General features: G+C 62.2%; 12 protein-coding genes and 1 pseudogene. 9 read left to right on the forward strand and 4 right to left on the reverse strand.

Translation table 11 applies throughout. The features are described from left to right. Nucleotides 1–125: 125 nt before the first annotated feature. Nucleotides 126–317: a hypothetical protein gene (locus AC0L3N_RS32955; protein ID WP_473551792.1), complete on the reverse strand. Its 192-nt coding sequence runs from the start codon at nt 315–317 to the stop codon at nt 126–128. Nucleotides 318–453: 136 nt separating this feature from the next. Here AC0L3N_RS32955 and AC0L3N_RS32960 point away from each other — a divergent pair, with 136 nt between their 5' ends. Both AC0L3N_RS32960 and AC0L3N_RS32965 read left to right on the forward strand, forming a co-directional pair. Then, nucleotides 454–714 carry a hypothetical protein gene (locus tag AC0L3N_RS32960; RefSeq protein ID WP_473551794.1) on the forward strand — a complete coding sequence of 87 codons (261 nt, stop codon included), beginning with the start codon at nt 454–456 and terminating at the stop codon, nt 712–714. 3 nt (nt 715–717) lie between these two features. After that, nucleotides 718–978, forward strand: coding sequence for a hypothetical protein (locus tag AC0L3N_RS32965; protein WP_292210749.1), 261 nt, complete (start codon nt 718–720; stop codon nt 976–978). Here the strand turns inward: AC0L3N_RS32965 and AC0L3N_RS32970 are convergent. After that, nucleotides 975–1,688 carry an SOS response-associated peptidase gene (locus tag AC0L3N_RS32970; RefSeq protein WP_473551797.1) on the reverse strand — a complete coding sequence of 238 codons (714 nt, stop codon included), beginning with the start codon at nt 1,686–1,688 and terminating at the stop codon, nt 975–977. The two genes, AC0L3N_RS32965 and AC0L3N_RS32970, sit on opposite strands and share 4 nt — an antisense overlap. A 280-nt stretch (nt 1,689–1,968) precedes the next feature. On the opposite strand from AC0L3N_RS32970, the gene AC0L3N_RS32975 reads away from it, so the two are divergent. The 5 genes from AC0L3N_RS32975 to minE all read left to right on the forward strand — a co-directional run bounded on the left by AC0L3N_RS32975 (nt 1,969) and on the right by minE (nt 5,093). After that, complete coding sequence (locus tag AC0L3N_RS32975; protein ID WP_473551798.1) at nt 1,969–2,403, forward strand: hypothetical protein; 435 nt, start codon at nt 1,969–1,971, stop codon at nt 2,401–2,403. Nucleotides 2,404–2,673: 270 nt separating this feature from the next. Beyond that, nucleotides 2,674–3,051 (forward strand): YybH family protein, encoded by a 378-nt coding sequence (locus AC0L3N_RS32980; RefSeq protein WP_473551799.1) that lies wholly within the window; start codon nt 2,674–2,676, stop codon nt 3,049–3,051. Nucleotides 3,052–3,158: 107 nt separating this feature from the next. Beyond that, a complete protein-coding gene (gene minC, locus AC0L3N_RS32985; protein WP_473551802.1) occupies nt 3,159–3,905 on the forward strand; it encodes a septum site-determining protein MinC in 747 nt (248 codons plus the stop codon). A gap of 103 nt (nt 3,906–4,008) precedes the next feature. Continuing rightward, nucleotides 4,009–4,824, forward strand: coding sequence for a septum site-determining protein MinD (gene minD / locus AC0L3N_RS32990; protein ID WP_095492283.1), 816 nt, complete (start codon nt 4,009–4,011; stop codon nt 4,822–4,824). Next, the gene (minE, locus tag AC0L3N_RS32995) at nt 4,821–5,093 is read left to right on the forward strand and encodes a cell division topological specificity factor MinE (protein WP_473551804.1); all 273 of its coding nucleotides are present in this window, start codon (nt 4,821–4,823) and stop codon (nt 5,091–5,093) included. Before minD ends, minE begins: the two co-directional genes overlap by 4 nt. Nucleotides 5,094–5,217: 124 nt before the next feature. On the opposite strand, the pseudogene AC0L3N_RS33000 reads toward minE, so the two are convergent. Then, a pseudogene (locus AC0L3N_RS33000) lies at nt 5,218–5,972 on the reverse strand (sulfotransferase family protein). Nucleotides 5,973–6,260: 288 nt separating this feature from the next. On the opposite strand from AC0L3N_RS33000, the gene AC0L3N_RS33005 reads away from it, so the two are divergent. Next, complete coding sequence (locus AC0L3N_RS33005) at nt 6,261–6,452, forward strand: hypothetical protein (RefSeq protein WP_258123291.1); 192 nt, start codon at nt 6,261–6,263, stop codon at nt 6,450–6,452. A 559-nt stretch (nt 6,453–7,011) separates the two neighbouring features. Here the strand turns inward: AC0L3N_RS33005 and yghU are convergent. Next, a complete protein-coding gene (yghU, locus tag AC0L3N_RS33010; RefSeq protein ID WP_473551807.1) occupies nt 7,012–7,878 on the reverse strand; it encodes a glutathione-dependent disulfide-bond oxidoreductase in 867 nt (288 codons plus the stop codon). A 258-nt stretch (nt 7,879–8,136) separates the two neighbouring features. Between yghU and AC0L3N_RS33015 the strand changes: the two genes are divergently transcribed. Further along, the gene (locus AC0L3N_RS33015; protein WP_473551809.1) at nt 8,137–9,039 is read left to right on the forward strand and encodes a S1C family serine protease; all 903 of its coding nucleotides are present in this window, start codon (nt 8,137–8,139) and stop codon (nt 9,037–9,039) included. The last annotated feature ends 310 nt before the right edge of the window (nt 9,040–9,349 follow it).

Below are 9,349 nucleotides of genomic sequence, written 5' to 3' on the forward strand. Positions count from 1 at the left end.
TCTAGTCACACGGAGCGGCACGTTTCATTGTGGCATCCGCGAAATGAACCTGTGAACCAAGAACGTCCGTTCATGGCGCTAAGGCGACCTTCGAACGGCACGATTGAACACGCGTCCTGCTACCGTCATCTCTGAGCGCTTACCACACCGCCCGACGCTCCCTCCACCGCATCCAACCGCTCCTGCAGATGCCCATTGAGCACGATCATTTCCTTGAGCGCCTTCACCGCGTCGCCCTTGTGCTGGGCAATGAACTTGTCGGCGATGGCCTGCAGGGCCGCCTCCTGGCGGCTGTCCAGCGTCACGATGTGGTCCATGACGGTGCCTCCGACAGTTTCTGTTCAAATTGAACAAAACGGGAACAAAAATCTCAAGAGTGAATTGACTCCGTGAGGAATGCCTTCCTATTTGTCGGTAGGTGGGGCGGTTGCTCACAAACTGGGGAGAGCCGCGATGGGCAGACGAAAAAGCCGGTTTGACAGGCTGTCGACGAGGGATGCGGAGGCGATCATCAGGGACGCTCTCAGCCTGCGCAGGACGGTGCTTTCGTCGCAACTGCATCTGAAGGCGCATGGCGAGCTGTTTTGGCAGCTTTGCGGGCTTGTCGAAAAATTGCATGAGGTGATGGCCAGCGTAGCGGAGAAGGAGCCCGATTTCCGGGTGCCGGATCTTGGCCTGCTTCCGCTTCCCGAGGATTATTTGACTCGGAAATGAGCCATGGCCGGGCCGATGGACAGCGTTGGACGTGCCGCGAAGGCCAACATGCTGCTGATCGTCGAGTGCGGCCACTGCTATCATGTTGGCCGTTTTCGGGCCAACGACGTGGCCAAGGTGGTGGGCTGGAACAAGCCGCTGGAGACCATCCGGTTCAAGTGCAAGCGGTGCAGCCGAACGAACACGACGGTGAAGACCCAGTTCATCGACCAGGACCATCCGCCGAAGGGCTACATCTGGGTGCTGCAGAAGTTCAAGCTTTAGAACAGCGAACCCTGTACCGGCGCCTGTGGCGCCTGCGGCGGAAACTTGATCTGCGTCGCCGGCTTGTCGACGATCACCAGCGCGTCGTCGGGTGCCGTGCGCTGCAGGTGCCTGGCCTCCGACCACGGCGCCGTCAGCCAGGTCTCGGTTTCCTCCTGTGTGGTCAGGATGACGGGCATGGCCTTCTCGTGGATCGGCGCGATCAGCGCGTTTGGCCTGGTGGTCAGAAAACCGTAGAGCTCGAACTCGCCGGGGCCGTCCTTGACCTTGCGCACGCCTTGCCAGCGCGTCCACAGGCCGGCGAAGAAGAACAGCGGCCGCTCCTCGTTCAGCGCGAACCAGTAGTTTTTCTGGATACCGGTATCCGGATCCTTGTCGCCGTGCGTCGGGCTTGGCTCGGCAAAACTGGTGAGCGGCACCACGCAGCGGTTCTCGACGCCGAGATATTGCTGCCAGTGGCCGTATTGCGGGTTACGGATGTTGGTGGTGCCGTAGTCGGCCTTGCCCTTCACCCGCTCAATCGGCGTCGGCATGCCCCACAGCAGGTTGGCCAGTTCGCGCGTCCCGTCCGGCGCGTTGCGCACCACCGGGCCGGGCTGGTTGGGGTAGATGTCGATGGAGGGCTCTAGATTGCCGAGACTATCGCGCAGGGCGCGGGTCCACTGGCGGATGGCCTCCTGCGACGTCGTGATGTTGTAGAGGTTGCACATGTCGAACCCTCGGGGATGTTCAGGCATCTTGTGGGAAAGGGCAGGGAATTTCCAGCGCTGTCGGCTCGGCTGAAGACACGTTATCCCGCCACCACCACAGCGCGCGATCACCGCCGCCACCCCGGCGATCGACCGCCCCAGAAGGTTACTACCGTGCGCAGCGGCGTACCACGGGGCTCGGCTTACGCAACGGACGCCGATTGCGCGCGTTCTACTCATTAGGAGGAGCATGGCGGTGTGACGGCTGGTCTCATGCGCCCATAATCGGAGGCAAACCACGATGTCCAAGTTCAAAGAAGCCCTTGAGCGCGGGAAGGAAGCCCGTGAGCAAGGAGGGAAGGTCCGCAATGAGAAGGCCGAGGTGGTGGACTTCGGCGCGCAAGCCAGGGCCTGGCTAAACGACGTCGTGGTTGCCTCGTTGGAAGCGGCCAAGGCTGAAGTGGCGGGCGAGGTGACTGTCGAGATGGACACCGCGCCACGCCGCCAAGCCAAAGCGTCGACACCATCTATTCGGTTCAAAGTCTACAGCAAGCGAGGCATGGAGAAGGAGGCAGTCGGAAGGACGTTCACGGTCAACGTTCAGCTGAGTGGGCAAGTGTCAGTCTCTTCGCCCGGGATGGTGGCGAGAGAAGTAGGAAACATAGGGGATAGGACTGACGAGCGGTTCTCTGCCTTGCTTGCGGAACTGATCGAGGACGCAGCGAAGGGCACTTGACCAGCAAGGTGTCGAGGAAAGGGCTGGCGATTTCCCGCGCCGTCCGGCTGCCTACTGACGCGCTACCCCAGCCACCACCACAGCGCGCGATCACCGCCGCCACCCCGGTGGCCGACAGCCGCAGCATGGCGGCACCGTTGCCATTCACCCGTGCTCGCATTGGGAGTTCCGCAATCTTAGCCAAATTGATGTAAACTGGCCGTGCCGTCCGGAGCCGGGACCGAGGGGAAAGTGTGATGAGCCGGCCGGCGGCAGGCGAAAGGAAATGCCATGTCGATCCGTGATGACTTGCAGACCTTTTGGAACATTTATGCCGCCGCCTATCGGACCGGCGATGCCGCTGCTTGCGCGGCACAGTTTGCCGAGGACGCGGAATTGCATTCGCCCTATGCGCCACCGGCTCGCGGCCGTGCCGCGATAGAGGCGCTTCATCGCATCTGGACTCAGGACGGCAGTGGCGCCGACAAGCAACTCACGGTCATAAAGGCGGGCAGCTCCGGCGACCTGGCCTGGTGCCTGGCCGCCTATTCAGAAGGCGAGGCCGCGGGAGAAGGGACATCACTCGACGTCTTCGAGCGCCAGGCCGGCGGAGACTGGTTGATCCGCGTGTGCAGTCTGAACAGCAACGATCCCCATACAGAGACCTGAGGCGGCTCTGTCAGGAACCGCCTTTCTAACCCTTATTCCACCCCTCCGTTAACCTTTCGTTAACCATGGCTGGCTAGCGTTTACCTATCAGTAAGGAATCGCTGTCCGTGACCTTCGCCGCCCCCGTCGAGACCAAATCCATTCGTTTTCGCGCCCGCTCGTTTGTCGCCTTCACGCTCACGCCGGAGGCGCCGCTTTCGGAGTGGCTGGAAAGCCTCGATCGCTGGATCGGCAACTCGCCAGGTTATTTTGCCGGCCGGCCAGTGGTGCTCAACCTCAACACATTAAAGCCTGAGGTCGGTCAGATCGAAGCGCTGGTCGCCGAGCTTGGCCTGCGCGGCATCCGCATCTACGCCATCGAGCTCGACGGCAGCACGGCGCTCGAGGCCAATCTGCCGCCGGTGCTGATCGGCGCGAAGGAGGCCACTGCCGGGCTGCTGATGCAGGCCGACAGCAAGGGCAGGCCGGAAGAGACGGGCAGGGCGGAACAGGGCAAGCAGCCGGAAGACAGGCCGCCGGAAGCGCCGGCCACGCTGATGGTGAAAACGCCGATCCGCTCGGGACAGTCGGTCTTTCATGCGCATGGCGACGTCATCGTGCTCGGTTCCGTCGCCTCCGGGTCCGAGATCGTCGCCGCCGGCTCCATCCACGTCTACGGCACGCTGCGCGGGCGGGCGTCGGCCGGTGTGCTCGGCCATTCGGCGGCGCGCATCTTCTGCCGCAGGAACGAGGCCGAGCTGCTGTCGGTCGACGGCTGGTATTGCACCGCCGAGGAGATGGATCCTTCCTTGCGTGGAAAAGCCGTCCAGGCATTTCTCGAAAAAGACACACTGCGCATCGCGCCGTTCAGCTAATGCAGTCGCCCGAAAGTACGCAGCGGTTTTTGAATAAAAACGAAGACTTAAGCGCATCGCATAATTCAGACGCTTAACAATACCAACAATAATGGAGGCATAGATGGGCAAGGTAGTGGTGGTCACCTCCGGCAAGGGGGGCGTCGGCAAGACGACCTCGACGGCCGCCCTTGGCGCTGCGGTCGCGAGAACCGGCAAGAAGGTGGCTCTGGTCGACTTCGACGTCGGCTTAAGGAATCTCGATCTGATCATGGGCGCCGAGCGGCGGGTGGTGTTCGACCTGGTCAACGTCATCCAGGGAACGGCCAAGCTCTCGCAGGCGCTGATCCGCGACAAGCGGGTCGAGACGCTGTTCCTGCTGCCGGCCTCGCAGACGCGCGACAAGGATGCGCTGACCGAGGAGGGCGTCGGCGAGGTGATCGACAAGCTGCGCTCGGTGTTCGACTACGTCTTCTGCGACAGCCCGGCCGGCATCGAGCGCGGCGCGCAGCTTGCCATGCGCTTTGCCGACGAGGCGGTCATCGTCACCAATCCCGAAGTCAGCTCGGTGCGCGATTCCGATCGCATCATCGGCCTGCTCGATGCCAGGACCGTCAAGGCCGAGCGGGGCGAGCAGATCGCCAAGCACGTGCTGGTGACGCGCTATGATGCGGCGCGCGCGGCACGCGGCGAAATGCTCTCGATCGACGACGTTCTGGAGATCCTGTCGACGCCGCTCCTGGGGATCATTCCCGAGAGCCAGGACGTGCTCAAGGCCTCCAACCTCGGTTCGCCGGTGACGCTCAGCGATCCGACGAATTCCGCCGCCCGCGCCTATATCGAGGCGGCCAAACGGCTCGAGGGCGAGGACCTGCCGGTCGTCGTGCCGTTCGAGCGCAAGGGCTTTCTCGACCGGCTTTTTGGAAGGAGGGCAGCATGAGCCTGTTAGACCTCTTCAAGCGGCGCGGCAGCGCGCCAGTGGCGCGCGAGCGGCTGCAGGTGCTGCTCGCCTATGAGCGCCGCAACCGCAGCCAGCCCGATCTCGTCTCGGTGCTGCGCGAGGAGATCATGGCCGTCATCGCCAGGCATGTGCAGATCGACCAGGATTTTCTGCAGGTCTCGATGGATCGCGGCGAGACGATGTCGACGCTGGAAATCGACATCCAGATCCCCAACAAGAGCGCAAGGCCAATGGCCATGTCGGCCTGAGCGGCAGTGTTGCGCCTGTTGTAATTTTGACGCCGGCGGGACAGCGCGCTGTCCCGCCTGCGTATCCAAGAATATCGCCTGAGCTGCAGCCGCTGTCAGAGGCTTGCCCACCCAACCGCCACCACTACCCCAGCCACCACAAAATCCCGCCCAGCACCGCCATCACCCCCGCGATCGACAGCCCGAGCATGATATAGGATCCCTTGATGACGTCGCGGATCACCTTCTTGACGCTTGAGCGGTCATTGAGGTTCGGGAACGGCTCCTGCGGTTCCGCCACGCCGAGAAAGCGGCACAACGGCCCCCAGCCTTCGGTCACCCTGAACACCAGGAGCTTTTCCGGCGGAACGGCTGCCTTCACCTCCTCGGTGTAGGCGTTGTAGCGTGCGATCGCCGCTCGCGGTCGTCCATCACGCCGGCCAGCACGCGGCCCCAGATCAGCTTGCGCGACATGTCGCTGAATTTTCGGCCGAACGGCGTCAGCCACTCCAAAATCTTGAACTGCCAGAGATTCTCGGTGAAGTAGATCGTGTCGATCGTGCTGTCGTACCAGCCTTCGGCGCCGCGCGGGTGGGGCGTCAGCAGCACCTTGGCGTCAGGGTATTCGGCCAGCAGCTCCCGCCACACGCAGCAGCCGGGATTGTCGACCGTCGCCGTGTAGTTGGCAAACACCCGGTCCCAGTCGTGCGGCGTGCCGGGCTTGCTGTTCGCTACCTTGCGCCAGAAGTCGAGGTGGCCCTTGTTGGCCTTGTTGAGGATCACTTCCTGCATATGATAGCAGGGAAAGCCGAGCCTGTTCAGCGCGGCAAAGGTCGACCATGTGCCCGTGCGTCCGAATCCCGCGCCGATTATCTTGAGCGCCATGTCATCCCCATTCATCCCCTGGACTGATATTCTTGTTTTATCTCAGCCCGTAGGACCTACGTTGCGCCCCGAGTGCCCGGCAGGCAACAAATTTCCATCGTGCCTTCCCTCACTAATCAGCTCTTTTGAAGGAACAGCACCAGCCAGGAAGCGTCTCAACCATAGGATGCATTAAGCATGCACACACTTCTGATCCATTTGCCACTTGCGCAACCATTGAAAGGGTGAAAACGTTGGTGTGGGGTAAATGGGCAAGGGTGGTCGTCGCGGCTGTTAGAAGCTCTGGGACGGCCGTGAAAAACGATGAATTTTCCACAGTTCCTGGTGGGGATGGCCACCGCGTCATTCGTCGTGGCGCTCTCGACTTTTTTGGCAACGGGTTCGATCTGGAAGGCGCTGGGCTGGACGGTTCTTACCTTGATCGTTTCGCAGGTCGGATATTTTGTGTTCGTCATCCGGCTGATCTATGGAACCGGGCGAAAGACACACAGGTAATCCGCGACCCGCGAGTACTGGACCATCGAGACGGTTTGCGGTTTCGAGATCCAGGTCAGGCCGGCACCAATATCAACATGCCTAGACCATAATGTTTATCAGATAGACAGCTTGGTCTAGGCCGTTTGAAAGCGGACTTGTTCGGTTCTGGGAATGTGCATTGGACGTTCCGTTACTTTAGCCAACCAGTATATATTTGCGGATACATATGCCTGGATTGGGCAGCGCGGAAGCCTGCCTGCGGCTTGTGCAATCCTGAACTCCCAAGTGCTTCCTGCCTCTATCGATGCTGCTCGGTTGAGGCTAAGGTTTGTTGAGATTCAGGCTGACCACAGGGGCGAGCACTGGATCGCTGCACTTCTCGGTCACCGTAACGGCATGATGGGGTGGACGGCGCCCGACGGCATCGAATGTGCCAGAGTGAGGTCGTATGAGATCTCAAACAAGGGAGCCGTCCACCCCATCATGCCGTTACAGTGGTCGAGTTGAACAGCAGCGCAGCAAGTGACCGTCCCTCCGGACGCCGGAACCCTCCGGCGCCACGCGTCATCCGCTCTGCTCACTCCGCCGCCAGTTTGTCCTGCGTCTTGGTGTCGAAATCGCTGGCGTCGTGGCGCTCGTGCAGCTGCATCGCAGGCTCGCCGAAGGTGCGGTTGACCATGCGCCCGCGCTGCACCGCCGGCCGCGCGTCGATCGCGTCGGCCCAGCGCTGCACGTGTCTGTACTCCGTGACCGACAGGAACTCGCCGGCGTCGTTGTACATGCGGCCCTTGGCCAGCCCGCCATACCAGGGCCACACGGCGATATCGGCAATCGTGTAGGCGTCGCCGCCGAGATATTCGCTTTCAGCGAGGCGCCGGTCGAGCACGTCCATCTGGCGCTTGGTCTCCATGGCGAAGCGGTCGATGGCATATTCGATCTTTTCCGGCGCATAGGTATAGAAATGGCCGAAGCCGCCGCCGAGATAGGGCGCCGAGCCCATCTGCCAGAACAGCCACGACAGGGTTTCTGCGCGCGCCGGCTGCTCGGTCGGCAGGAATTCGCCGAATTTTTCGGCCAGATGCACCAGGATAGAGCCGGATTCGAAGACGCGGATCGGCTTTGGCCCGCTGCGGTCCATCAGCGCCGGGATCTTGGAGTTGGGGTTGACCTCGACGAAGCCGCTGCCGAACTGGTCGCCGTCGTTGATCCTGATCAGCCAGGCGTCATATTCGGCGCCTTTGTGGCCGCGCGCCAAGAGCTCCTCCAGCATAATCGTCACCTTGACGCCGTTCGGTGTCGCCTGCGAGTAAAGCTGCAGCGGATGCTTGCCGACCGGCAACTCCTTGTCATGCGTCGGGCCCGCGATCGGCCGGTTGATGCTGGCGAAGGCGCCGCCATTTTCCTTGTTCCAGGTCCATACTTTCGGCGGTGTGTATTGGTTCATCTCGGGAGGCCTTGTGATGTGAGCGGGAGGATCAGCTTGCGCGACGGAAGCGAGAGATTCGTGGGGCAGGTTCATCTGCATATAGAGATAGTGCGGTCAGCAGGAAGTTCAACTTATGTTGAACTATAGTCGACGCCGCATGCCCTTTCTCCCAGGGGAGAAGGGCTCACCGATGCCCTTGCGCCTCGTCACCTGCGCCATACCTATAGGGATATCGGGCCTTTGGCGGCCGTCATGAATATTGCCGGGGTTGAGAGCATGACCATCGATACGATTTTGCGGTCCATCGTGGCGGTGCGCGCCTCGATCCCCGACGATGCCTTCACCGCCAATGCGCTGGGCACGAGCCGGGAAGGCAGCGGCGTGGTCATTCGCGATAACGGGCTGGTGCTCACCATCGGCTATCTCATCACCGAGGCGGAAGAAGTCTGGCTGACCGACCACAACGGGCGCGTGATTCCCGCGCACGCGCTCGCCTACGACCAGGAATCGGGCTTCGGCCTGGTGCAGGCGCTGGCGCCGCTCGGCCTGCCTGCGGTGGCCCTTGGCGACGCGGCCAGGGCGATGGCCGGCGACCCGGTGGTGCTCGCCGACGGCATCGGCCAGGCGGTCAGCGCGCATATCGTCACCAAGCAGGAATTCGCCGGCTATTGGGAGTATCTCCTGGACGAAGCGATCTTCACCGCGCCCGCCCATCCGTCATGGGGAGGTGCGGCCCTCATCGGGCAGGATGGCAGGCTGCTTGGCATCGGTTCGCTGCGCCTGCAGATGAGCCGCGCCGGCGAGATCGCCGATATCAACATGGTGGTGCCGATCGACCTTCTGCCGCCCATTCTCGACGATCTCCTGACACGCGGCCAGGTTGCCAAGCCACCGCGCCCATGGCTCGGCGCCTTCTCCGCCGAAAGCAATGGCGAGGTTGTGGTGATGAGCGTCGCCGAAGGCAGCCCGGCCGCCGAAGCCGGCCTGCGCCAGGGCGACATCATCTCGGATGTCCGCGACGGCGAAGTCGACGGGCTCGCCGATTTCTACCGCAAGTTGTGGCAGAACCCGGCGGGCGCCGAGATCCCGTTGCGGGTTGTGCGCGACGGCCGCGAAACCTGGCTGCGCGTCAAGTCGGCCGACCGCAACAGCTTTCTCAAGAAACCGCAGCTGCAGTGAAGCTCCCCCTTCTCCCCTTGTGGGAGAAGGTGGCCGAGCCCACGGGTCTTGCCTCCGGCAAGCCCGAGGACAGGCTCAGCTCGGCCGGATGAGGGGTGCTGGAAGGAGTGAGGCGTTGAGTTTCTTCCAACACCCCTCAACCGTCTCGGCGCTGCGCGCCGATCCACCTTCTCCCACAAGGGTGTTTGGACTGGGGACATCGCGAACAGGTGTGCGAGGACATCGCGAACAGTTTTGCCATCCTATCGAGCCAGGGCATTGAGGTCGATGGTTTCTATTTTCTGGTGTCTGAACCAGGCGTCGAAGACGC

The organism is Mesorhizobium sp. WSM4807, assembly GCF_055811615.1.

Excerpts from the sequence above, each read along its gene's own strand:
- AC0L3N_RS32975 (WP_473551798.1), top strand. The coding sequence starts at position 1,969 with ATGTCCAAGTTCAAAGAAGCCCTTGAGCGCGGGAAGGAAGCCCGTGAG.
- AC0L3N_RS32960 (WP_473551794.1), top strand. The coding sequence starts at position 454 with ATGGGCAGACGAAAAAGCCGGTTTGACAGGCTGTCGACGAGGGATGCG.
- minD (WP_095492283.1), top strand. The coding sequence starts at position 4,009 with ATGGGCAAGGTAGTGGTGGTCACCTCCGGCAAGGGGGGCGTCGGCAAG.
- AC0L3N_RS33015 (WP_473551809.1), top strand. The coding sequence starts at position 8,137 with ATGACCATCGATACGATTTTGCGGTCCATCGTGGCGGTGCGCGCCTCG.
- yghU (WP_473551807.1), bottom strand. The coding sequence starts at position 7,878 with ATGAACCAATACACACCGCCGAAAGTATGGACCTGGAACAAGGAAAAT.
- AC0L3N_RS32980 (WP_473551799.1), top strand. The coding sequence starts at position 2,674 with ATGTCGATCCGTGATGACTTGCAGACCTTTTGGAACATTTATGCCGCC.
- minE (WP_473551804.1), top strand. The coding sequence starts at position 4,821 with ATGAGCCTGTTAGACCTCTTCAAGCGGCGCGGCAGCGCGCCAGTGGCG.
- AC0L3N_RS32970 (WP_473551797.1), bottom strand. The coding sequence starts at position 1,688 with ATGTGCAACCTCTACAACATCACGACGTCGCAGGAGGCCATCCGCCAG.
- AC0L3N_RS32955 (WP_473551792.1), bottom strand. The coding sequence starts at position 317 with ATGGACCACATCGTGACGCTGGACAGCCGCCAGGAGGCGGCCCTGCAG.
- AC0L3N_RS33005 (WP_258123291.1), top strand. The coding sequence starts at position 6,261 with ATGAATTTTCCACAGTTCCTGGTGGGGATGGCCACCGCGTCATTCGTC.
- AC0L3N_RS32965 (WP_292210749.1), top strand. The coding sequence starts at position 718 with ATGGCCGGGCCGATGGACAGCGTTGGACGTGCCGCGAAGGCCAACATG.